The sequence below is a fragment of the Shimia thalassica genome (assembly GCF_001458215.1).
In the GTDB taxonomy this organism is placed as follows: Bacteria; Pseudomonadota; Alphaproteobacteria; order Rhodobacterales; family Rhodobacteraceae; genus Shimia; species Shimia thalassica.
In genome coordinates, this window is sequence record NZ_CYTW01000004.1 from 124,715 (window position 1) to 148,619 (window position 23,905).

Genomic DNA, 23,905 nt, shown 5'->3' on the forward strand with positions numbered 1-23,905 from the left:
ACAGGAGACTCGTCATGAAACGCAGAGACTTTATCCTGAGTGGCACAGCCACTCTCGCGTCTGCAGCACTGCCAAACCTTGCAATTGCCGCAGTAGAATATGCGCCCGGCCTTGTTCAAAAGCGTCTCGATGCCGGCGACACCGTGTTCCTTGATTTCAAGGCGGATTGGTGTGGCACCTGCAAGGCCCAAGAGCGCGTTATCAATGCCCTGAAATCCGAAAACGGCGACTATGAGAAGAACATCACCTTCGTCAATGTCGACTGGGACGCCTATTCCAAGGCTGATCTGACAAAACGGCTCAAGATTCCACGTCGCTCGACGCTGGTTGTCCTGAAAGGCAACAAGGAACTGGGTCGCATCGTGGCCGGCACATCCAAAGACCAAATCAAAGATTTGATGGACACCGCTCTTACTGCATCGGTTGCATAAGACACGCGGCCCATACTTTGACCGAGGGTTTCAGCCCTCGGTTTCCCCACCTGTTTCCGCTTGTGTCACCAGCCAATCACGCACCTTTTCGGCTTGGGGGATCATCGGAACGCGTTTGGACCACACCAGATAATACCCGGCACCAGTACGCCACGCCCATTCGGTTTTTGCCGCCAACAGGCCTTGGGCAATCAACTGGCGGGTGACATGGCGCCAGCCAAACGCGAAACCTTCGCCCGCCATGGCAGCCTGAAGCACCAAAGCATAATCGTTTAATCGCAGACCGGCTTTGGGGGCTTGATCCTGAATTTTGTGGTGGGCAAACCAGTCTTTCCAAGTGGGGCGTTCACGGATCGGCTCTTCGAGGTGGATCAGCCTTTCGTGCAGAAGATTCGGCACCGTTGTGAGGTTCACAGCAGCGGCCATGACTCTTGGACTGGCTATCGGATAAATGACTTCCGGCGCGATCAGCACACTTTCGCACTCTGGCCATTCTCCATACCCACGCCTTATGCCAAGGCTGATGTCTTCTGCATCCAGATCCGGATCCCGATCACTTGTCTGAAGCCGCAGATCAATACCGGGATTGGCGTCATGAAAGGCTTCGAGCCGGGGCACCATCCAGTAATTTGCGAAAGCTGTTGAAACCGAAAGCGTGACGTGATCGTTTTGCCCTCGTTGATGAACGGCACGCGCTGACGCCAGAATACGCTCTAGCGCGACGGAAACGTCTGAAAACAAGCGTTCTCCGGCGGGTGTCAAACATACGGATCGATGAGCACGCAAGAACAGCTTAACACCCAAAGACTCTTCCATCTGGCGGATGGCGGCACTGACCGCAGGCTGTTGCACATTGAGTTCATCGGCTGCGCGCGTAAAAGACCCCAGCCGCGCTGCAGCCTCAAAGAATATCAAATGACGCGGAGACGTCAGCATTTTCCACAATTCTTGCATAACTGTGGTTTATCCAAATCATAGATTTTTTCAAGGATCACAAACCTGAAAAGGCGCCTTACCCTCGTCAAAGCAACCCTTTTTGGAAGAAGACGATGGCCCGACGCACACGCGCATCACGATCCCGCACAGCCACGCCTGTTCTTGGCGCACCGGCCTCTCCCTATATCAAGCGCACCCTGCCCTTCTTTGACATCCTTGGCGAGGATCAGCTGACAGAACTCGAAGCACAGGTTGACTGGATGTTCGAAAACATTGGTGTCGCCTTTCGCGACGATCCAGAGGCGCTCGAGCTTTGGCGCACGTCAGGCGCCCGCATCGAAGGTGACATCGTCCGGGCCGACGCCCAGTGGATTCGGGCACTCTGCGCAAAAGCCCCCAGCCAGTTTACCCAGCTTGCCCGCAATCCAGAGCGGTCAGTCACTATCGGTGGCACCAATCAGGTTTTCGCCCCTGTCTATGGGTCGCCATTTGTGCGCGATCTGGAACGTGGCAGGCGGTATGGGGACATGGCCGCCTTCGAAGATCTTGTAAAGTTGACGTATCTGCATCCCAATCTGCATCACGGCGGGTTTGTGGTGTGTGAACCAACAGATGTCGCGGTCTCGAAACGTCATCTCGATATGATGTTCGCGCACATGACAATGTCTGACAAACCGCATCTTGGTGCCATTACCGAAATGAGCCGCGCCCAAGATTCTGTCGATATGGCCGAAATCGTTTTTGGCGCAGATGTGATGGAGCAAAACTGCGTCATCATGGGCAACGTAAACACCAACTCACCTCTGCTTGTGGATCGCGTGGTGACCGAAGCGGCGCGCGTTTATTCTTCGCGGGGACAGGGATTGATAGTCGTGCCCTTTATTTTGACGGGGGCAATGGGACCCGTTTCGACAGCTGCCGCAATTTGTCAGGCCATGGCCGAGGCGATGATGGTTTGCGCCTATGTTCAACTGCTTCGTCCGGGCGCGCCGTTTGTGTTGGGCAACTTCTTGTCTTCCATGAGCCTCAAGTCCGGCGCCCCGACCTTTGGCATGCCGGAACCTGTAGTGTCCAACTATGCGATCGGACAACTGGCCCGCCGCGCCGGTTTGCCGTTGCGCTGTGGCGGGTCATTGACGGCGTCCAAGATCGAAGACGCACAGGCCGCCTATGAAAGTGCGGATTCCATGCATTCCACAATGCTGGCCGGTGCCAATTTTGTGCTGCACGCGGCAGGTTGGCTCGAAGGTGGGCTGTCCACTGGGTATGAAAAACTGATCATGGATGCCGACCGCTTGGGCTCTTACCAAAAGGTTCTGGATCACGCGCTGGACACCAGCGAAGACAGCTTGGCCCGCGACGCTTACGCCGAGGTTGAACCGGGCGGGCATTTCCTCGGGTCTGCGCACACCATGCGTCATTACCAAAATGCGTTCTATGAACCCAAGTTAAGTGACTCGGAAAACGTTGAAAAGTGGGAGGAAGAAGGTGCAACCGATATGCGAACCCGAGCCTGTTCCCGCTGGAAAGAGATGTTGCACCAGTACGAAGCCCCAAAAATGGACGAGGCAACACACGAAGAATTATCGGCCTATGTCGCGCGCCGAAAGGAAGTCATTCCAGATGCGTGGTACTGAGGTTCAGCAGTCAGGTTTCCAACCTTTCACACAGAGCAATCACAATCACCGAGAGCGTTCATTATGACCATTCCCGAATTTATGCAGGCCGTCTATCTGACCGGCCACGGCGGACCAGAAGCCCTTGAGTTTCGCACGGACGTTCCTGTTCCCGAACCAAAGGCGGACGAGGTTCTGATCGAAGTCAAAGCAGCCGGCATCAACAACACCGATATCAACACCCGGATCGGATGGTATTCCAAGGCCGTTGATGGCGACACCGAAGCGGCCGCAGGGTCGCTGGAGGCCGATGCGGATGACGCCAGCTGGACCGGACGCCCCTTGGTGTTCCCGCGTATCCAAGGCGCAGACGCCAGCGGCACGATTGTGAAGGTAGGCGCAGATGTTGATCCCGCCCGCATTGGCGAACGTGTTCTGGTCGCAAGCCTGCAACCCGCCGCAGACGCGGTGGATGAATGGGATTTCATCACATGGGGGTCCGAATGTGACGGTGGTTTCGCACAGTTTGCGACGGCAAAGGACATCCACACCCACAAGATCGATTGCGATCTGAGCGACGCCGAGCTTGCTTCTTTTCCTTGTGCCTATTCAACAGCCGAGAACCTGATCTCGAGGGCGGGTTGCAAGGCGGGCGATACCGTTTTGATTACGGGGGCGTCGGGCGGCGTGGGGTCTGCTGCCGTGCAGTTGTGCAAACGACGCGGCGCCACGGTCATTGCGATGGCCTCGAAAAGCAAACATGACCAGATGCAGGCCCTTGGCGCGGACCGTCTGCTGGATAGACATGAAAACCCCGCCGAAGTTCTCGGAGAGCAAAGCGTCACGCTGGTTGTCGATCTGGTTGCGGGTGATGGCTTTCCGGCCTTGATCGCATGCCTCAAGCGCGGCGGACGATATGCAACATCCGGCGCCATTGGCGGGCCAATGGTATCGCTGGATGTGCGCGATCTCTACCTCAAGGATCTGACCTTTGTCGGGGGCACCGCGCAGGCCGCAGAAACCATGCCGAACCTTGTCAGCTATATCGAAGCCGGCGAAATCGCACCGCTTGTCGCGCAGACCTTCCCACTCGACCGTATCCACGATGCGCAAGAGATGTTCCTGCAAAAAACCTTTGTCGGCAAGTTGGTCTTGCTGCCCTGAACCTGCTCACATTCTAGGATTCACTCAATGCCCGAGATTCAAAAAGATGCGTCGCGCCCTACCAAGAAACTGCCCTCCCACGCAAAGGTTGTGGTGATTGGTGGCGGCGTTGTCGGCTGTTCCATTCTGTTTCACCTGGCCAAGTTCGGCTGGAAAGACGTGGTTCTGCTGGAACGTGACGAGCTGACGTCCGGTTCGTCTTGGCATGCAGCCGGACAGATACACACCATCAGCTCTGACCCGAATATCTCGCGCCTACAGTCCTATACGATCGATTTGTACAAAGAAATCGAGGAAACTTCGGGCCATAGTGTGGGTTTGAACATCACCGGCGGCTTTTATCTGGCCTCGAACAAGACCTGGTACGATTACCTCAAGCGTGAACGGTCAAAGGCGCGATACATGGGTCTGAACCAAGAGTTCATCAGCCCAAAAGAAGTGGCCGAACGCCATCCGTTGATCGACCCCAGCCACTATCATGCGGCCCTGTGGGATGATCAGGACGGGGATCTGGATCCATCTGGCGCAACATATGCCTTTGCCAAGGCGGCCAAAGTTCACGGAGCACAGTATTTCACCCATTGCGGGGTGACCTCAATGAGCCAGCGTCCAGATGGCAGTTGGGATTTGGTCACACCGAAGGGAACGATCAACGCGGAACAAGTGGTCAACTGTGGCGGTCTTTGGGCCCGGGAAGTTGGACACATGTCCGGCATTCATTTGCCTGTGCAACCGATGGAACACCACTATTTGATCACCGAAAAAATTGATGCGGTCGCCAATCATGGATCACGTCTGCCTGCGGGGATCGACTATGAGGCCAATATCTATTTCCGTCAGGAACGGCAGGGCATGCTTTTGGGCACCTACGAACCCAAAGGCACCCCATGGAAGGTTGACGGAACACCTTGGGATTTTGGCCACGAACTGCTGCAACCGGATCTTGATCGTATCGCTGACCGTCTGGAAATGTCGTTCGAACGCATCCCTGCAATTGGCGAGGCCGGCATCAAGGATATGATCAACGGGCCGTTCACCTTTGGGCCCGACGGGAACCCGATGATTGGTCCGGTTCCGGGCATGAAGAACTACTGGGTCGCCGTGGGTGTGATGGCGGGCTTCTGTCAGGGCGGTGGCGTTGGCCTTACCATGGCGGAATGGATGATGGACGGCGAGCCGTCTATTGATGTCTGGGCCATGGATGTTGCCCGTTTTGGGGAATTCGCGACGCCGGATTGGGGCACCATCAAATCGACCGAAAACTATGAGCGTCGCTTCGTGATGACCTTCCCGAACGAGACCCTTCCCAAAGGGCGAATGCAGAAAACAACCGCGCTTTATGACCGTCTTGTCGCCAAGGGCGCGCGCATGGGTCAGAGCTTTGGTCTCGAGAATGCCCTTTGGTTTGCAGACGGCCCTGAAGACGCCCACGAAGACCCCACGTTCGAACGTAACCGCAGCCATGCCTATGTTGCCCGCGAGGTCAAAGCAGTGCGCGAAGCGGTGGGCGGCATCGAGATCGCCAACTTTGCAAAACATACCTTCAAAGGGGCCGGTGCACGTGCGTACTTAGACTCTATTCTTGCCGGATATGTCCCGAAACCCGGACGCTTGGCATTGACCCCGATGCTCACCCCGAAGGGCAAGCTCTATGGTGATCTGACTGTTGCGTGCCTTGCCGAAGACCACTTCATGTTGTTCGGATCGGGTGCCATGCAAGAGGCACACCGGCGCTGGTTCGAAAAGGATAAACCTGCAGATGTTGAGTATGAAAACGTCAGCGACGACTGGCACGGCATCGCCTTGTCCGGCCCAAAGTCGCGCGCCTTGCTCCAGCGTTTGACACGCGATGATGTCTCGGCCGAAGCTTTCAAATTTCGCGACCTGCGCCAGACCTATGTCGGCGGGGTGCCCGTAATCCTTAACCGGATTTCCTTCTCGGGAGAGCTCGGCTACGAGATTTATTGTAAACCGCAATACCTGTTGCGCCTTGCCGAAGCTGTAGAAGGCGCCGGTCAGGACCTCGGCTATTGCTGGTACGGTGCCCGCGCTTTGATGTCGATGCGGCTGGAAAAAGGATGGGGGGTCTGGACGCTCGATTTCCGTCCTGATTTCGACGCGATTGAATCCGGTATGGATGCCTTCATCAACTGGAACAAAGACTTTGTCGGCAAAGCCGCAACTTTGGCCGCAAAAGAGCAAGGACCCACACGCAAATTGGTAACAATGACCATCGATGTCGACGGCATCGATGTGAGCAACGACGAAGCCATTCTGCGAAATGGCGATGCGGTTGGGTACATTTCGTCAGGGGGATATGCGCATCACGTGCAGAAATCCATGGCTATGGGGTATGTCGACGTCGCATCCGCCGAAGCGGGAACCTTGGTGCAAGTAGAAATTTTGGGCGAACTCTATGACGCTGAAATTCTGGGAAATCCCATTTATGACGCCAACGGTGCCAATATGCGCGCCTAGCCCGACGCGGGAGTTGGCGAGATGACAAAGCCCATGGCCCTGTCGGCAACGAAGGCGCAACCGGTTCGTCCGGTTGCCCCCAAGAAATACGTTTTCCTGTTGCTGGAAGAATATTCTTTGCTGTCTTTCACCTGCGCGGTCGAAGCCCTGCGCATGGCAAATGGATATGAGGGAAAGACATTCTTCGAGTGGCGCGTCCTGAGCGAAACCGGAAGCACCGTCTATGCCTCAAACGGATTGTCGACCGGTGTTGATGGGGAAATCGAAAAACTGTCACGCCAAGACACGCTTATTGTCGTTGGTGGCGATAACATTGCATCCCGCAGCACCCCCAAGATCATGAGTTGGCTGCGCCGCGAAGCCCGTTCTGGCGTTACGGTTGGCGCCCTTGGCACCGGATCATACACTTTGGCCATGGCCGGTTTGTTGATTGATCGCCCTGTGACAACGCACTGGGAGTATCACAACACCTTTGTCGAAGTGTTTCCCGGTATGGATCTTCGGGAAACCCTGTTTGCCATCGACACGGATCGGCCAACCTGCGCAGGTGGTGCCGCCTCGATCGACATGATGCTTCATTTGATTGAACGTGATTTCGGGCGCGACCTTGCCAATTACGTGTCAGACCTCATGGTGTATACGTCCCCGCGCACAGAACAGCACAGCCAGCGTCTTTCGCTTCAGGCGCGATCCGGGGCGCGTCACACCAAATTCGCAGAGGCCATCGAGATCATGGCGCGAAATATTGAGGACCCCTTGTCACCGGCGGACGTTGCCATGATGGTGAACCTGTCAGGCCGGCAACTCGAGCGTTTGTTTAAGAAGCACCTGAATACAACACCAAAGACCTATTACACGGGTCTTAGGCTTCAAAAGGCCCGAGAGCTTTTGTTTCAAACAAACATGAGCTTGTCAGAGATCTGTTTCGCAAGCGGCTTTAACTCTCAAACGCATTTTTCCAAAAGCTATCGCGCGCGCTTTGGCGTTTCGCCAAGCAATGACTCTTGTCGCGGCTAATTACTGTAAAAAAGCTTCGATTTGCGAGGTGATCGCACCAGACATTGGGGCCGTTTTCGATCCAAAGGTTTTTGCCAAGCTGCCATCAGGCGCAATCAGAACCTTGTTAAAGTTCCATTTGGGCCTGAACCCCTCTTCCTGCGCCAGTGACCGGAAAAACGGATGGGCATCCTTGCCTTTCACCCGCGTTATTCCTGTCATTGGCAAATCCAGACCGAATTGAATTTCACAAAAGGCTTTAACCTCTTCCTCGCTTCCAAGTTCCTGTCTGAAATCGTTCGAAGGCACAGCCAGAACCACCAACCCCTGGTCGCGGTACTGATCATACAGGCTCTGAAGTTGTGAATACTGTTTGGTATAGGCACATCGCGATGCCGTATTCACGACCAACACGGGCTGCCCCTGCCATTGAGACAACTGCAGTTCACCGCCATCAATGTTTTCAAACGGCGCGTCTAATTCCAACGCTTTGACCGGCAAGACCCATGCCACTGCGATCAAGATAGCCAACATGACTTGTTTCATTTCAAATCCCCCTGTTTATTCTTGATACGGCCGGAAACGGGAATTGGATCACCTATGGTTGATCCAAGTGAAATATCGCTTTGCTTTCGCTCTCTTGAAACCATCTAATGTGTATCGAACAACAGGAGACACGCGCATGACCACTTATCGACGCGACCCGGATGCGATTGCCGCGCTCACCGATGAACAGTTTTGGGTGACGCAGGAAAACGGTACAGAACGCCCGGGTTCGGGCAAATTGCTGAAGAACAAAGAACCCGGCATCTATGTTGATGTCGTTTCGGGAGAGCCTCTCTTTGCCTCTTCGGACAAATATGAATCAGGATGTGGCTGGCCCAGCTTCACCAAACCGATCATTTCCGAACACGTGTCTGAGCACCACGACTCCACACATGGAATGGTGCGGGTCGAAGTGCGCTCTAAACACGGTGACAGCCACCTTGGGCACGTTTTTCCCGATGGACCAACCGACCGTGGTGGGCTGCGCTATTGCATCAATTCGGCCAGCCTGAGATTTGTGCATCGTGATGACATGGAGGCCGAAGGTTATGGGTCTTATTTGGCGCAGGTGGAGGAGGTCTAAAATGACTGAACGTGCAATTTTGGCAGGCGGCTGTTTCTGGGGCATGCAAGATCTGATCCGCAGAATGGACGGCGTGATATCAACTCGGGTCGGCTATACCGGTGGGGACGTTCCAAACGCGACGTATCGTGATCATGGCACCCATGCAGAAGGGATCGAAATCACCTTTGATCCATCAAAGCTGAGCTACCGACAGCTTCTCGAGTTTTTCTTCCAGATTCATGATCCGACAACGCCAAACCGTCAGGGCAATGACCTCGGCATGTCGTATCGCTCGGCGATTTACTTCGAGAACGAAACGCAAAAGGAAATCGCGCTGGACACAATCGCAGATCTGGATGCTTCTGGCATCTGGCCCGGCAAAGTTGTGACCGAAGTCGATCCGGTTGGAGATTTCTGGGAAGCTGAAGATTTTCATCAGGATTATCTGGAAAAAAATCCGAACGGATACACCTGCCATTTTCCAAGACCAGATTGGGTCCTGCCTAAACGCGCAGGCTAACATCCGGCCAGGACCCCGTACACGGCAAACGGTGCATGGGGTCTTGGTCATCCGTTTTGTCAATCGGCCACAATCCGTGGCCGACCAGAGGCTTCTACGGTTACAAAAGCCCCGACAAAAACGTCGCGCCCCTCTGTTTGAGCCATCTTAACATCACGCGAAACCGTGAGCCGGATCCCTTCCGCGCCAGCTTGCTCGGCCTCTGACCGTGCAAGGGCCGAAAGGTGCGTTTCAAGCATTGTTAGAGCCTGTTCTGATTCAGAAACGTCTTGGGGACCTTCTTCCAAATGCACGCGATATCGACCTTCGGCGGGCGCACTTACCTCGCCTGTGCGCCGGATGGTAACGCGCCCGACAACAGCGCCCACCGCATTGGCAACACCGGCATGCGTTGGCAATTCCATCTGGCAATGCAGGCCCACGCCGACCGCAGGGTAATAGGTCGACGCAGACGCGCCAAGACCAATAACAGGCAGGTTCAGCCCCGCATCCAAACGCAACAAGCCGCGATGCCGGTCCAGCCCGCGTTGCAGCAGAACGTGACGGGCAAGCTGGGTCGGATCCAAACCAAAGTCATCGTCCTCTTCTGCAAACGCCGTTTCCAGCAGGGCCAGCATCGTTTGCTGGGTCAGTTGATCCACAATGATTTGCGCGATGTCCTTGGGTTCAGGGGCAAGCATCATACCGGCTCCGGTTCTGCGACGACCAAACAGCGCAAGAGCCTTTTCCGCGGCTTCCCGATCCCATGTATCCGCATTGCCTAGCGCGTGGCTGGCATCCGACGGCGTCACACCAGCCACCTGCACCAAACCGCGCTCAACCAGACGACGCAGCGCCTTTTGCTCCATCCGGGTGCGCAAGACGTTGCCCAACGGATGCACCAAATCGCCAACACGGTCGAGCAAGGCGGCCTCGCGTGGCCCAAGACCATCGGCCCGCAATCCGCGCACCGCGCGCACGAAACGGCCATCATATTCACCCGGGGTCGCATTTCGAAGCTGCTGATCCAAAGCGTTATGTACCGTTTCTGGCGCTTCGGTCGCGATTAGGGAAACGGGCAGTACACGGCGCGGGCCGAGTGTCACGCCACCTTGAAGGCCTTCTGTGATGAAGTGCACTTCGCTGTCACCGCCGAGACCCGTGGTGCGCATGGCCACGGCTTCTACCATGGTGCGATAGGGCCCAACGCGCGCGCCATGAGGGTCAATGGCAGGACGCCCATCCCGCAACACGGCAATGTCAGTGGTCGTGCCGCCGATATCGCTGACCAGTGCGTTCTGCGCCCCTGTCATCCAGCGGGCCCCAACGATGGACGCCGCAGGTCCACTTAGGATCGTTTCAATCGGCCTTTCACGTGCAAAGCTGGCCGAGATAAGTGCTCCATCCCCGCGAACGACCATCAAAGGGGCCGTGATGCCAAGTTCCCCCAGACGATCTTCTGCACGTGAAATCAAACGATCGATCATGCCAATCAGACGTGCATTCAAAACCGCGGTCATTGCACGCTTTGGCCCGTTTAACTTGGACGACAAGTGATGCGAACAACTTACCGGGCGCCCCGTCAGGTCGCCAACCATCGCTGCGGCGCGTTGCTCATGCGCTGGATTACGTGTCGCAAACTGTGAAGCCACGGCAAACCCAGACACTTCGCGACCGTGTTCCTGTAGCCAGTCATGAAGGGCCTGTTCATCCAAAGGCGACTTTTGTTCACCTGCATGGTTGTGTCCGCCCTGCAAAAGAATTGCAGGGTCACCCGCCAATGCATCCGAGAGCCCGTGTTTTTCCAGATCACTTTCGCGAAACCCGATCAGGATCAGGGCGACCCTACCCCCCTGCCCCTCGACCAAGGCATTGGTGGCCAATGTGGTCGACAATGACGCAAGTGCGATATCGGCAGGATCGGCATTGACTTGTTGCAGAACCGCCTCGACCGCTTTGCCTATGCCCTCGGCCAGATCATGGCGCGTGGTCAAAGATTTTGCAGATGCGATCACCTCGCGTTCATCCCGGATCAACACCGCGTCAGTGTATGTTCCGCCCGTATCCACCCCAAGGGACAAAGTCATTGCGCGCTCCTGTTTTCCTGTCGTTCTGCCCTAGGCAACATGTTGCGACATGGCTTGCCTGAAAGCGTCACCTCTTGTCATTTTCCAAAGTCTGGAAAGCCAGTCCGCCTTAGTCGGAAAGTTGTTGAACAGCCCAGCGCGCCGCATCCGAAACCGTCGGGTCCGGATCTTCACACAAATCCTGCGCCAAGGGTCGTAACCTTGGCAAACCAGAGTTCCCAATCGCGTAGAGCACATTGCGCACGAACCGGTTTCGCCCGATGCGTTTGATCGGGCTGCCCGAAAACAGGGTTCGAAACTCTGCGTCCTGCAGCTGTACCAAAGTCTCGAGGTCGGGCGCCTTGAGGTCTTCACGCGCGTGATACTTGATTTCGCGCGCTTCGACCGCGAATTTGTTCCACGGGCAGGCCGCGAGACAGTCATCACATCCATAAATCCGGTTCCCCAAAAGCGGGCGCAAATCTTCGTCCACCGGACCATGATGTTCAATTGTCAGATACGATATGCACCGGCGTGCATCGATTTGGTTGGGGGCTGGAAAGGCATCCGTGGGACAGGCATCCAGACAGGCGCGGCATCGGCCACAGTGATCAATTTCTGCAGTATCAGGGTCTAATTCTACCGTCGTGAATACCGATCCGATAAAAAACCAGGACCCCAGATCACGACTCACCAGATTGGTATGCTTGCCTTGCCATCCCAGTCCCGCGGCCTGCCCCAGAGGTTTTTCCGGTACGGGGGCGGTATCAACAAAGACCTTTACCTGAGTCTCGGGATCGGTTTCTGCAATCAACCAGCGCGCCAACCGCTTGAGCCGCTTTTTCACAAGGTCATGATAGTCTTTGTTTTGGGCATAAACCGAAATGGCACCTTTGTCCGAAAGGGCATGAACCGTGGTTGGATCGTGTTGCGGCGTATAGCTTTGCCCCAGCATTATGACAGATCGTGCTTCGGGCCAAAGTGCAGCAGGATTGCCGCGCCAATGGGTGCGTTCGGCCAACCACCCCATTTGCCCATGATAACCTTGCTCTAGAAAACCGCCCAGTCCATCGGGCACATGCCCAACCGAATCCGGCCGACAGATCCGGCACAGGTCAAACCCGATCTCTTTCGCTTGAAGCAGCAGATTCTCTTTGAGCTGTGCAGACATCCCCCAACACTTTCTTGTTTGTCGCGTTCAAAAGACTGCCTGCGCCGGTTCACGTCTGCAAGACACGCCGCTAGCGCGTGCCCTAGAAATCTAGATCAGAATAATGCGGCGGCTGCGGGAAGCCGGGGATTTGATCGGCGAGGATCGACCGGAACGCAGGGCGCGACTTAATCTTGGCATACCAATCCTTGACCACTTCGGACCGGTTCCAATCCACATCGCGGATATAATCCAGCGAACTGAGGTGTGATGCGGCAGCAAAATCGGCAAGCGTCATTGTATCGCCAGCCAGCCACCGACGATGGTCCAGCAGCCAAGCCATGTAGTCCAGATGATACTTGATGGCCTTTGCGCCCGATTTGACATTTGTGCTGTCGGGATACCCTTTGCCCATCACCTTTTTGTTGACCCGCTCATAGAGCAGTTTTGACGTCACCTCGTGGTGGAACTTGTCATCAAACCAAGAAACCAGCCGGCGCACTTCGTAACGGCCATCAATGTCCTTGGGCATCAAAGACGGGTCTGGATACATCTCTTCCAGATATTCGCAGATAGCGCTACTTTCGGCCATCATCTTGCCATCCATCTTGAGCACAGGAACCTTGGCGGCCGGATTGCGCCGCAGAAAATCCGGGTCCTGTTCCCAATATCGCTCTTCGACCAATTCGACCTCGATACGCTTTTCCGCGAGTACCAAGCGAACCTTGCGGCAAAACGGAGAGAGGGGGACATGGAAAAGACGATTCATAGGCAACACGTTTATCTGTGGGGTTGTACCCTCAATGCCGTGTCGGGAAGGGATTTTCAATCCTCGAAACAGGTTGACCTGCGGTCTTTGCGGATCGTTGCCGCACCATCCATGATGGCAGCAGCCCGATTTCGAACGACAGAGTTCGGTTTTGAAGCGGATCGCGTTTTAGGGGCAGGCAGAACCGCGGCCAGACGCGCGGCCTGCAGTGCGCTCAGATCAACAGGCTCGACGCCAAAGTAATGGTGCGAGGCGGCATCCACTCCAAACACACCTTCATCAAATTCCGCGATATTCACGTAGATCTCCAGAATCCGCCGTTTCGTCCATGCGATCTCGATCAAAGGTGTCAGCAAAGTCTCGATTGATTTTCGAACCCAGCTGCGCCCCTGCCACAGGTAAGCGTTTTTGACGGTTTGTTGCGTCAGGGTCGACGCCCCCCGCCGCCCGCCTTCGTCAAGCGCCGCGCGGATCGCTGCCACATCAAACCCCCAGTGCAAACAGAAATTCGCGTCTTCAGCGGCGACAACAGACCTCAGAAACACAGGCGCGACTTCGTCGATATCGATCCACTGATAATCGACCTCGCCGATGCGGGCTTTTTCAGATCTCATGGTCCACGTCGTTGGCGGGTCGACAATGATATAAAGAAGCACCGCAAAAATTGTGATCGAGGCAGCCCAGATTGCGCCACGCCAGAACCACCAGCGCGTGCGTTTCACTTGCCTTGTCAGCCAGTTGTCCTGCTTTTCCAGCTGTGGACCCTTTTGCTTTTTCTCCGGCGCTTTTTTTGCTGTCGTCTTTTTTGCCATCCGGTTTCGCGCGACCCATACCTCTTAACGAATTCTCGCGTTGTATACGCCCCGATGCAACCTCTCAACCTTGGCCAGTGGATTGTCGCCGGACAAGACTGTCTTTCTCCACAAAAAGCCCCGCAAGCACGGGGCCTGCGGGGCTTTTGCAGTCTCTTACAATGAGGCTTACTCAGCCGGCATTGCCTGTACTTCTTCGGTCAAAGGTGCCGGAAGGTGCTGCAGCATCTCTTTCGGGCAAACCTGCAGGAAGTTGCCTTTTTCGATATCCCAGTGTTGCAGGATATCTGCGGCTTTGCGGCTGCCTGTTTCCTCTGCGTGGCGCTGGATCATGCCTTTCAGCTGATCTTCCCAATGCTGGACAGTGACAGGGCAGGTCACAAGCGTTTCCATGTTCATGACGCCTTCGGCTTTGCCTTCCGGATCATAAAGATAGGCCATTCCGCCGGTCATACCCGCACCAAAGTTGGCACCAATCGACCCGAGGATCACGGCAAGACCGCCCGTCATGTATTCACAACCACACGCGCCACAGCCTTCGATCACCACTTTGGCACCCGAGTTTCGAACAGCGAAACGCTCACCCGCACGGCCCGCTGCAAAGAGATAGCCGTCAGTCGCACCATAAAGAACGGTGTTACCGATAATGGTGTTTTCCGATGCCGTCAGGGGGCTGTTCATCGGTGGGCGTACCACAACGGTACCGCCCGACAGACCTTTGCCGACATAGTCATTCGCATCACCAGACACTTCGATCTTGAGACCAGGTGCCGCAAAGGCACCAAGTGACTGACCTGCAGATCCCGTCAGTTTGACGGTCAGGTGGTCATCTTGCAGCGCATTGCGCATGCCAAAGTTGCGTACAATATGCGACGAGGTGCGTGTGCCCACGGTACGGTGCGTGTTTTGCACGGCATAGGACAGTTGCATCTTTTCACCGTCTTCAAGGAAGCGGTGCGCATCACGGACGATTTCCGCGTCCAGCGTATCAGGCACAACGTTGCGATCCTTGTAGCGGTCGTAAACGATGTCCTTGGCGCCATCTACGGTGATCAGAAGCGGGTTCAGGTCCAGATCATCCAGATGTGCAGACCCACGCGAAACCTGTGCCAACAGGTCGGCACGGCCAATCACGTCATCAAGAGATTTTGCACCGATCGACGCAAGGATTTCACGCACTTCCTGAGCGTAGAATGTGATCAGGTTCACAACCTTGTCCGCGTTACCAGTGTATTTGGCCCGCAGTTCAGGATCTTGCGTACAGACGCCCACCGGACATGTGTTCGACTGACACTGACGCACCATGATACAGCCCATCGCGATCAAGGCTGCGGTTCCGATACCGTATTCTTCGGCACCCAGCATCGCAGCCATCACGATATCACGGCCTGTGCGCAGACCACCATCGGTCCGCAGGGTGACGCGTTCGCGCAGGTTGTTCATTGCCAGAACCTGATGCGCCTCGGTCAGACCCATCTCCCATGGCAGACCCGCATATTTGATCGAGGTTGCCGGAGACGCACCTGTGCCACCATTGTGACCCGAGATCAAAATGATGTCGGCCTTGGCTTTGGCAACACCAGCCGCAATCGTGCCGACGCCCGAAGACGCCACCAGTTTCACGGTGACCTTGCAGCGCGGGTTGATCTGTTTGAGGTCATAGATCAGCTGTGCAAGGTCTTCGATAGAATAAATATCGTGGTGCGGCGGAGGCGAAATCAGCGTGACGCCTTTGGTCGAGTGACGCAGACGTGCAATCAGATCGGTCACTTTCATACCCGGGAGCTGACCACCTTCACCCGGTTTCGCACCTTGGGCGACTTTGATTTCCAGCTCTTCACACTGGTTCAGGTATTCGGCGGTCACACCGAAACGACCCGAAGCCACCTGTTTGATCTTGGCCGACGGATTGTCACCGTTTGGCTCTGGCACAAAGTGTGCGGGATCTTCCCCACCTTCACCCGAGTCAGATTTGGCACCAATGCGGTTCATCGCAACGTTCAGGGTTTTATGTGCCTCGGGCGACAAAGCCCCAAGCGACATACCTGGCGTGACAAAGCGCTTGCGGATTGCAGTGATCGATTCGACCTCTTCAATCGCAATAGGTTCACCAATCGGCTTGATCGCCAGCAAATCCCGCAGGTGGATCGGCGGGTTAGACTGCATTGCGGCCGAATACTGCTTCCACAATTCGTAAGAGGCGCGGTTACAGGCCGACTGCAACATGTGCATGGACTGCGCACCCCAAGCATGGGTTTCGCCAGATTTACGCGCTTTGTAGAAGCCACCAATCGGCAGAACACTCGACGTCGCGGCGAAACCTTTGGCGTGGATTTGTTCAACTTTGGTCTGAATGCCGCTGACACCGATCCCCGAGATACGCGAGGTCATTCCGGGGAAGAATTCGGCGCACATGGCGCGAGACAAACCAACAGCTTCGAAGTTCAATCCGCCACGATAGGAGGAAATCACCGAGATACCCATTTTGGCCATGATCTTGAGCAGACCTTGGTCAATCGCATCGCGGTAACGCGCAATGGCCGTTGTCAGGTCAACATCCAACAGTCCGCGCTCGATCCGATCCGCAAGCGAATCTTCGGCGAGGTAAGCGTTCACAACGGTTGCGCCCGAACCGATCAGAACGGCAAAATAATGCGGATCGATACATTCAGCAGAGCGCACGTTCAAAGAACAGAAGGTCCGCAGCCCTTTGCGTGTCAGGTGCGAATGAACCGCGCTGGTCGCAAGGATCATAGGCATCGCAACGCGATCTTCGCTTTGACCTTCGTCGCTCAGGATAATGTGCCCAGCGCCCGAGCGCACAGCATCCTCGGCTTCCGAACGAATACGTTCCAGGCCTGCTTGCAATGCGCCTGCACCTTCGTTCACGCCGAAAGTACAATCGATACGGACCACGGTATCACCGAAAGCGCCCAGCAGTTTTTCAAACTGGGCATTGCCGACAAACGGGCTTTCCAGCATGACGATTTCTGTTTGCGAGCCGTCTTCGTCCAGCACGTTCTTGAGGTTACCAAAACGCGTCTTGAGCGACATCACCCGATACTCGCGCAGCGAGTCAATCGGAGGGTTGGTGACCTGCGAGAAGTTCTGGCGGAAGAAATGGCTCAGCGGACGATATTTGTTCGACAAGACCGCAGACGGGGTGTCATCCCCCATCGACGCAATCGCTTCTTTGCCATCCTCGGCCATCGGCGCGAGGATTTGCTCAAGCTCTTCCATGGTATAGCCGGCAGCGATCTGGCGCTGGCGCAGCTCTTCGCCCGTGTAAATCGCGGTTTCCTTGACATCGGCCAGATCGCCTTCAAGATCTTTGATCTTGCCGACCCACTCGCCATAGGGGCGCGATGCCGCCAACGAGTCTTTCAACTCTTTGTCGTGGTAAAGTTTGCCCTCGGCCATATCGACAGCAATCATCTGTCCCGGGCCAAGCGCGCCTTTTTCAACAATTGTTGCCTCGTCAGTGGGCACCATGCCCGCTTCCGAGCCCGCAATAAGCAAGCCGTCGCCGGTGACGACATAGCGCATCGGGCGCAGACCGTTCCGGTCCAGACCTGCACAGACCCATTGACCGTCGGTCATGGCAAGGGCGGCAGGGCCGTCCCAAGGTTCCATCACCGAGTTGCAATAGGAATACATGTCTCTCCAGGGTTCAGGCAGCTCAACAGCCTGTTTCGACCAGGATTCAGGCACCAGCATGGTTTTCGCCATAGGTGCCGAACGCCCTGCACGCACGAAGACTTCGAACACACCGTCCAGAGCCGCCGAATCCGACGCGCCGCCGGGCACGATTGGTTTGATGTCGTCCGCGAGTTCACCAAAATAGGTCGATGCCATGCGAATTTCATGGCTCTTCATCCAGTTCAGGTTGCCCTTCAGCGTGTTGATCTCGCCGTTGTGGGCCAACATGCGGAACGGCTGTGCCAACCACCACTGCGGGAATGTGTTTGTGGAATACCGCTGGTGATACAACGCAAAGGCGGATTCAAAACGCTCGTCTTCCAGATCGGGATAGAAAACCGCAACCTGCTCGGCCAGCATCATGCCTTTGTAGATGATCGAACGGCACGACAGCGATGCGATGTACAGCTCGGTAATATTTGCTGCAACAGCGGCCTTTTCGATGCGGCGACGGATCACATAGAGTTCACGCTCGAAGGTTTCTTCGTCGACACCTTTCGAGTTCGAAATCAGGATCTGTTCGATCTCTGGGCGTGTCGCGTTGGCTTTTTCACCCAAACAGGATGTGTCCACCGGCACATGGCGCCAGCCATAGATGCGGTAGCCCATTCTGAGAACTTCAGTCTCGACAATGGTACGGCACGCTTCTTGGGCGCCATGATCTGTGCGCGGTAGGAAAACCTGACCAACGGCCATCAATTCGTCCAGACGCGGCTCGTGACCGGTACGACGGATTTGGTCATAGAAGAAGTGGACAGGAATTTGCACGTGAATCCCGGCGCCATCACCCGTCTTTCCGTCAGCATCAACAGCACCGCGGTGCCAGATTGCCTTTAAAGCGGTAATGCCTGCTTCGACAACCTTGCGGCTGGGTTTCCCGTCGATAGACACGACAAGACCAACACCACAGGAAGAGTGTTCCTCTTCTTCCTTATAGAGGCCGTTTTCGGCCATCCATTTGCGCTTGGCTTCTTCTTCACGAACCCAGTTGTCGTCATACTTAGTCATTGGGTCTCTCCTTGTTCCTAGGGGATGGCGTACCCATCACGTCCTTGGTCATCTTTTCAGCCGTATGTCGCATACAGCGTGTCATTTCATTTCTTTGCGAAAGCTCAGCCGTCGCAGCCAAATTCGGATTGCATTGTCATAAACCCGTCTTCACCGGGCCAGGCGATACGGCGGGGCGTCCATTCGAGCTCGGATTTACGACCGAACTGATCCACTTCTGCCGCGCCTTCGATCAGCATCGAACCATCTTCCGCAGCTAAAATGTCAAAGCTGTAGTCAGACGTGACGCCGTTCTTTTTCACCGTGAACTTTCGCTCGAGTGTACCTGTACGAAAGGCCTTGCCGCTCAATATGACGCTTTCGGTGCCCAACAAGAGCTTCGATTGCATCTCGATCAAGTTGCCCTTCAAAACACCAGTGGTCATTTCCATGTCACGCGCCCCGATGCTTTCACCGGTTTCCAACGCCGCCTGAAGCGATGCTTCGGGCTTTGATCCGGCCTTTGCAGACACTGTGCTGCGCCCATTGTCGGCAACATAGCCCAGCAAATCCCAGTCAGGACCAAAGGTGTGCGTGTCCGTCACTTTGCCGCGTGCGTAGCTCACAACCTGTGTTTCATCACCACATGAAAAATAGGTCGTTGCGATACAGCTGTCACGGTGAACAGTCGCCGTTGGCTCACATCCTTCGGGGGGTGTCACCGTCTCTGCGCTCAGTGGGAAAGCAACCAAGGCCAGTAAGAATGCAAAATGTTTCATTGTGCGCTCCCGTCATTAAGTGCGCCATATTTGGCTGTGATATCTGCGGTCGTCATCTGAAGCCGGTCGGCGGGCAGATCATGAATGCAATTTTTCCGGTCCACAAAAAATTCACGCTCAAGAACCAGGCCACTGGCATCATCCAGCAACCCAACCGAAATACTGCAAGAGCCAGCTTCCGGCCCATCAGTCAAACGATACCAAAGAGACGAGCCACAGGTTTTGCAGAAAGAGCGGTTCGCCCAGGCAGAGCTTTGCAAGGTCGTAACGTGATCTGCACCGGTAACGTCCAGATCATCAGAAGCGACATGCACGCCCGCAAATCGATCTCCTGACCAGCGACGGCAACTTTCGCAATAACACGCCCCAAAACCGGACGGCACGTTTTGCGCGGTAAACCTTACCGCGCCACACATGCAATGCCCTGTTCTGGTTGTCATAATGCAAACTCTTTCGATGTTTCCGGGTGGCCGCAAAGACCACGGTTTGACGGCGCCTGCGTTCCGTCGCAGGCGCGTCGTCGATTATTCAGCTGCAATCGTTGCAGCGGCATCAAGCTTGTCGATGATGGCATCTGCGCAATCACGACCGTCCTTGATCGCCCAAACCACCAGCGAAGCACCACGAACGATGTCGCCAACCGCGTAAACACCATCCATCGCTGTTGCGCCTGTGGTGAATTCTGCTTTGACGGTGCCCCAGCGTGTGACTTCCAGATCAGCTTCACCCCACAGGGTTGGCAGATCTTCAGGCTCGAACCCAAGTGCCTTGATCACAAGGTCGGCGTCTTCGACATAGTCGGCACCTTCGATCACTTCAGGGGACTGACGGCCAGACGCATCAGGTTGACCCAAGCGCATACGTTGCACCTGAACACCGGAAACCGGATTGCCCTCGAACCCTTTGGGTGCAGCGAGCCATTCGTAAATGACGCCTTCTTCTTCTGCGTTCTGGGTTTCGCGTTGCGATCCCGGCATGTTGGCGCGGTCACGACGATACAGACATTTGACGCTTTCGGCGCCCTGACGGATCGCTGTGCGCACACAGTCCATCGCGGTATCACCGCCGCCAATTACGACGACCTTTTTGCCTTCGGCGTTCAATTCGCCACTTTCGAACTCGGCAACCTTGTCACCAAAGCTCAGACGGTTCGAGCACGTCAGATAGTCGATCGCACGAACGATACCTTCGGCGTCCGAACCTGGACCGCTCAGATCACGTGTTTTGTAGACACCGGTTGCGATAATCACGGCGTCATGTGCCGCACGGATGTCCGCAAACGAAATGTCTTCGCCAACGGCGCAGTTCAATTTGAACGAAACGCCGCCCTGCTCGAGTTGGTCCATCCGGCGCATGACAATGTCTTTCTCGAGCTTGAAGCCCGGGATGCCATAAGTCAGCAACCCGCCCCCACGATCATAGCGGTCATATACGGTGACCTGCACGCCTGCGCGACGCAAACGATCCGCTGCCGCAAGACCACCAGGTCCGGCGCCGATGATGCCAACGCTTTCAGCACGCTCAGCGTTCGGGACTACCGGCTTGACCCAGCCCTTATCCCACGCGGTGTCCGTGATGTATTTCTCGACCGATCCGATCGTCACTGTGCCGTGCCCCGATTGCTCGATCACACAGTTGCCTTCACACAGTCGGTCTTGCGGGCAGATGCGGCCACAAATTTCCGGAAAAGTGTTCGTTGCTTGCGAAACAGCATAGGCTTCTTCCAGACGGCCTGTCGCAGTCAAGCGAAGCCAGTCAGGAATGTTGTTGTGAAGCGGGCAGTGTGATTGACAATATGGTACACCACATTGCGAACACCGGCTGGCCTGCTCTTCGGCCTTTACGGTTGCGAACTCCGCATAGATTTCGTCGAAATCTTTATTCCGCACTTCTGCGTCACGCTTTTCTGGCATGTCACGGTCTACGGTTACAAATTTCAGCATCGGTTGCTTGGCCACGGAAGCTGCCTCCTGAATTGATGAGTTGGAGCGTGTTTAAGCAAAATAGAAAAAAGATAAAAGTCAGCAATACTGACCCAAATAAAGAAAAATCGCGATGAAGGCACCCACAAACGTGCAAATTGTTCATTTTTTAGGTCCGAATCGGATCTAAATGATTTCTTTCCATCTGATTCCACTACTTTATACGCTTAGTTGGGTGGTAAAGGGGAATGCATTCTAATGAGCCTGTTTCACATTTTTCTGGTAGCCATTATCCAGGGAATCACTGAATTCCTGCCGGTCAGCTCTTCCGGACACCTCATTCTTCTTCCTGCGCTTACTGGAATCACCGATCAGGGCCTTGCTATTGATGTGGCCGTTCACGTCGGAACGCTGGGTGCAGTCATTCTCTATTTCTGGGCAGACGTGCGCAAAGCAGCGCTTGGCACACCAAGAATGCTCACCGGACGCACAGACACAGAAGGCAGCCGCCTTGCGTTCCTTTTGCTCATTGCAACCATCCCCGTTGTTATTGTCGGAGCCTGCCTCAGCGCCCTTGATTTGAGCAGCGCACTAAGATCGGTCAAGGTCATCGGCTGGACCATGCTCGTTTTTGGGATCGTATTGTGGTGGGCGGATCAACGCGGCGCCTCTCACAAAACTGCGGCAGACTGGAACTTGCGAGATGCGATTGTGATGGGTCTTTGGCAGGCCCTCGCTCTGATCCCGGGGACGTCACGCTCGGGCATCACCATCACGGGTGCGCGCCAATTGGGTTATGAACGGTCAGAAGCAGCGCGTCTGGCAATGTTGATGTCTATTCCGACGATCATTGCGAGCGGGGTTCTTCTTGGTGTCGAAGTCTATGCTACGGCGGATTTTGAAACTGCCAAAGACTGTGCATTTGCGGCGGTCTTCGCGTTTGGCGCGGCCTATCTCGCTCTTGGCCTGATGATGCGCCTGCTGCAATCCATCAATTTCACACCCTATGTAATTTACAGGATTGCTCTGGGTCTTGTGCTCTTGTGGATTGCATATACTACAGGCGATCCCATGGGACCGCCCGCATAATTGATCCAAAACGTGTGATTACACACGCATGTTTTTCGCTGAATCCTTGATCGCATCATATTGCCCCGAAGGCCGGAACCGCCAAAGGTAATCCGCGAGCACAGCACGAGTGTTTGTCGCCTCGATGCCCAGATCCGCAAGGGTCTTGGCGCCTTCTGACACAACGTTGTCGGTGCGCAGCAGTTTTACCTGATCACGCGTCAGGATTTTGTTTTCGAATACACCACCAACCATTTTGGAAGAGATATCCAGAACACCGGCCATCAATCCGGCCATGAAGAACGGCATGTTGACCACAGCACGGCGGCGATGAACAACGCTCAGCATTTCATGCATCCAGTCACGCAAGGTGCGCACATCGGGCCCACCAAGCTCGTACAAGCCTGATGCCTCGCCCGTAATGCCTTTGACAGCCGCAGCCGCAACATCTTCTACAAACACCGGCTGAAACTTGGTTCCGCCACCTGCAATAACAAGCGCGGGTCCCATCCGGGACATTGAGGCGAAGCGGTTGAAAAATTCGTCGTCTGTCCCGAAAATCACGGATGGCCGCAGGATCATCGCATCTGGCATATGCTTCAGCACAGCGGCCTCGCCAGCGGCCTTTGTTTGCGCATACTGGCTGTTCGACGTGGCGTCCGCGCCAAGAGCGGACAGTTGAACCATGTTCGCAACGCCCTGCGCAGCAGCCAGACGGGCCACACGATCGGCGCCTTCTTCCTGAACCGCTTCAAAGGTGTTCTTGCGATGCTCTGACAGAACACCAACACAGTTTACGACGGCATCCGCCCCCTGCATCGCGGCCGCAACCGAGGCATCATCGCGAATGTTGCACAGCACAGGCTCGACCTGACCGACATCACCGTATGTGCGCACAAACATAGCTTCGTTAGGGCGTCTGACGGCCACACGCACGCGCCAGCCTTTTTTGGCCATCAACCGCGCAATATGCCGGCCAACAAAACCTGAACCACCATAGATCGTAACCAGTTTTGACATAGGTATCCTCCGCTGCCAGTGCCCGTAGCTTACAACACACATCGTTAAGGCTTATCTCTCGTTTCGCCTTGATCCTCAACAAGTATAGTTATGCTATTTGGCACGATGCGGCCTGATTTCAAAATGTGACAAAAGGAATGAGGGAAGAAAAATGAAAAATCTCTCCAAACGTCGTTGACACCACCCCCATACACCCTTAAACGCCTGCTTCACCAACCGTGCCCAGATGGCGGAATTGGTAGACGCGCTAGCTTCAGGTGCTAGTGTCCGTATGGACGTGGAGGTTCGAGTCCTCTTCTGGGCACCAATAAATCAGCCTAACTCATTGGAATGCAAAAAGGCTTTTAACTGAGCTGTCGCTATATCCCCTGAATTGTCCCCCGAATATTCGGCGCTACCTTT

20 protein-coding genes and 1 tRNA gene are annotated in these 23,905 nt (G+C 55.3%); 9 read left to right on the top strand and 12 right to left on the bottom strand.

What is annotated here, in order from left to right:
* Window positions 1-14: 14 nt before the first annotated feature.
* Window positions 15-431: a thioredoxin family protein gene (locus PH7735_RS15800; protein ID WP_058312388.1), complete on the top strand. Its 417-nt coding sequence runs from the start codon at window positions 15-17 to the stop codon at window positions 429-431.
* 30 nt (window positions 432-461) lie between these two features.
* Here the strand turns inward: PH7735_RS15800 and PH7735_RS15805 are convergent, their stop codons facing one another.
* Window positions 462-1,367: a LysR substrate-binding domain-containing protein gene (locus PH7735_RS15805; RefSeq protein ID WP_306341230.1), complete on the bottom strand. Its 906-nt coding sequence runs from the start codon at window positions 1,365-1,367 to the stop codon at window positions 462-464.
* A 113-nt stretch (window positions 1,368-1,480) separates the two neighbouring features.
* On the opposite strand from PH7735_RS15805, the gene PH7735_RS15810 reads away from it, so the two are divergent.
* The 4 genes from PH7735_RS15810 to PH7735_RS15825 all read left to right on the top strand — a co-directional run bounded on the left by PH7735_RS15810 (window position 1,481) and on the right by PH7735_RS15825 (window position 7,642).
* A complete protein-coding gene (locus PH7735_RS15810; protein WP_058312390.1) occupies window positions 1,481-3,004 on the top strand; it encodes a trimethylamine methyltransferase family protein in 1,524 nt (507 codons plus the stop codon).
* A 63-nt stretch (window positions 3,005-3,067) separates the two neighbouring features.
* Complete coding sequence (locus PH7735_RS15815; protein ID WP_058312391.1) at window positions 3,068-4,147, top strand: alcohol dehydrogenase family protein; 1,080 nt, start codon at window positions 3,068-3,070, stop codon at window positions 4,145-4,147.
* A 27-nt stretch (window positions 4,148-4,174) separates the two neighbouring features.
* On the top strand, window positions 4,175-6,625 hold the full coding sequence (locus PH7735_RS15820; protein ID WP_058312392.1) for a GcvT family protein: 2,451 nt from the start codon (window positions 4,175-4,177) through the stop codon (window positions 6,623-6,625).
* A 21-nt stretch (window positions 6,626-6,646) separates the two neighbouring features.
* Window positions 6,647-7,642 carry a GlxA family transcriptional regulator gene (locus PH7735_RS15825; protein WP_233488332.1) on the top strand — a complete coding sequence of 332 codons (996 nt, stop codon included), beginning with the start codon at window positions 6,647-6,649 and terminating at the stop codon, window positions 7,640-7,642.
* On the opposite strand, the gene PH7735_RS15830 is transcribed toward PH7735_RS15825, so the two are convergent.
* Complete coding sequence (locus PH7735_RS15830) at window positions 7,643-8,167, bottom strand: glutathione peroxidase (protein ID WP_058312394.1); 525 nt, start codon at window positions 8,165-8,167, stop codon at window positions 7,643-7,645.
* A gap of 136 nt (window positions 8,168-8,303) precedes the next feature.
* On the opposite strand from PH7735_RS15830, the gene msrB reads away from it, so the two are divergent.
* Window positions 8,304-8,750, top strand: a complete 447-nt coding sequence (msrB, locus tag PH7735_RS15835; protein WP_058312395.1) for a peptide-methionine (R)-S-oxide reductase MsrB — start codon at window positions 8,304-8,306, stop codon at window positions 8,748-8,750.
* Between the two features lies 1 nt (window position 8,751).
* Window positions 8,752-9,252: a peptide-methionine (S)-S-oxide reductase MsrA gene (gene msrA, locus PH7735_RS15840; RefSeq protein WP_058312396.1), complete on the top strand. Its 501-nt coding sequence runs from the start codon at window positions 8,752-8,754 to the stop codon at window positions 9,250-9,252.
* 59 nt (window positions 9,253-9,311) lie between these two features.
* Here the strand turns inward: msrA and PH7735_RS15845 are convergent, their stop codons facing one another.
* The 9 genes from PH7735_RS15845 to PH7735_RS15880 form a co-directional block, all read right to left on the bottom strand.
* On the bottom strand, window positions 9,312-11,318 hold the full coding sequence (locus tag PH7735_RS15845; RefSeq protein ID WP_058312397.1) for a hydantoinase/oxoprolinase N-terminal domain-containing protein: 2,007 nt from the start codon (window positions 11,316-11,318) through the stop codon (window positions 9,312-9,314).
* Window positions 11,319-11,427: 109 nt separating this feature from the next.
* Window positions 11,428-12,468: a tRNA epoxyqueuosine(34) reductase QueG gene (gene queG / locus PH7735_RS15850; RefSeq protein WP_058312398.1), complete on the bottom strand. Its 1,041-nt coding sequence runs from the start codon at window positions 12,466-12,468 to the stop codon at window positions 11,428-11,430.
* 82 nt (window positions 12,469-12,550) lie between these two features.
* Window positions 12,551-13,216, bottom strand: coding sequence for an FtsZ-binding protein FzlA (gene fzlA / locus PH7735_RS15855; RefSeq protein ID WP_058312399.1), 666 nt, complete (start codon window positions 13,214-13,216; stop codon window positions 12,551-12,553).
* Window positions 13,217-13,272: 56 nt separating this feature from the next.
* Entirely contained in the window at window positions 13,273-13,902 is a 630-nt protein-coding gene (gene mtgA / locus PH7735_RS15860) for a monofunctional biosynthetic peptidoglycan transglycosylase (RefSeq protein ID WP_233488340.1), read from the bottom strand.
* Entirely contained in the window at window positions 13,820-14,047 is a 228-nt protein-coding gene (locus tag PH7735_RS21060) for a hypothetical protein (RefSeq protein WP_233488342.1), read from the bottom strand. The genes mtgA and PH7735_RS21060 overlap by 83 nt, the downstream gene beginning before the upstream one ends.
* Window positions 14,048-14,196: 149 nt before the next feature.
* Complete coding sequence (gltB, locus tag PH7735_RS15865) at window positions 14,197-18,735, bottom strand: glutamate synthase large subunit (RefSeq protein ID WP_058312401.1); 4,539 nt, start codon at window positions 18,733-18,735, stop codon at window positions 14,197-14,199.
* A gap of 104 nt (window positions 18,736-18,839) precedes the next feature.
* On the bottom strand, window positions 18,840-19,493 hold the full coding sequence (locus tag PH7735_RS15870) for a hypothetical protein (RefSeq protein WP_058312402.1): 654 nt from the start codon (window positions 19,491-19,493) through the stop codon (window positions 18,840-18,842).
* Window positions 19,490-19,933 (bottom strand): GFA family protein, encoded by a 444-nt coding sequence (locus PH7735_RS15875; protein ID WP_082645280.1) that lies wholly within the window; start codon window positions 19,931-19,933, stop codon window positions 19,490-19,492. Before PH7735_RS15875 ends, PH7735_RS15870 begins: the two co-directional genes overlap by 4 nt.
* A gap of 84 nt (window positions 19,934-20,017) precedes the next feature.
* Complete coding sequence (locus PH7735_RS15880; RefSeq protein ID WP_058312404.1) at window positions 20,018-21,451, bottom strand: NAD(P)-dependent oxidoreductase; 1,434 nt, start codon at window positions 21,449-21,451, stop codon at window positions 20,018-20,020.
* Window positions 21,452-21,673: 222 nt separating this feature from the next.
* On the opposite strand from PH7735_RS15880, the gene PH7735_RS15885 reads away from it, so the two are divergent.
* Window positions 21,674-22,504 carry an undecaprenyl-diphosphate phosphatase gene (locus PH7735_RS15885; RefSeq protein WP_058312405.1) on the top strand — a complete coding sequence of 277 codons (831 nt, stop codon included), beginning with the start codon at window positions 21,674-21,676 and terminating at the stop codon, window positions 22,502-22,504.
* Window positions 22,505-22,522: 18 nt separating this feature from the next.
* On the opposite strand, the gene PH7735_RS15890 is transcribed toward PH7735_RS15885, so the two are convergent.
* Window positions 22,523-23,503 carry a complex I NDUFA9 subunit family protein gene (locus PH7735_RS15890; RefSeq protein ID WP_058312406.1) on the bottom strand — a complete coding sequence of 327 codons (981 nt, stop codon included), beginning with the start codon at window positions 23,501-23,503 and terminating at the stop codon, window positions 22,523-22,525.
* Window positions 23,504-23,723: 220 nt separating this feature from the next.
* On the opposite strand from PH7735_RS15890, the gene PH7735_RS15895 reads away from it, so the two are divergent.
* A tRNA-Leu gene (locus PH7735_RS15895) sits at window positions 23,724-23,810 on the top strand.
* Window positions 23,811-23,905 lie beyond the last annotated feature (95 nt).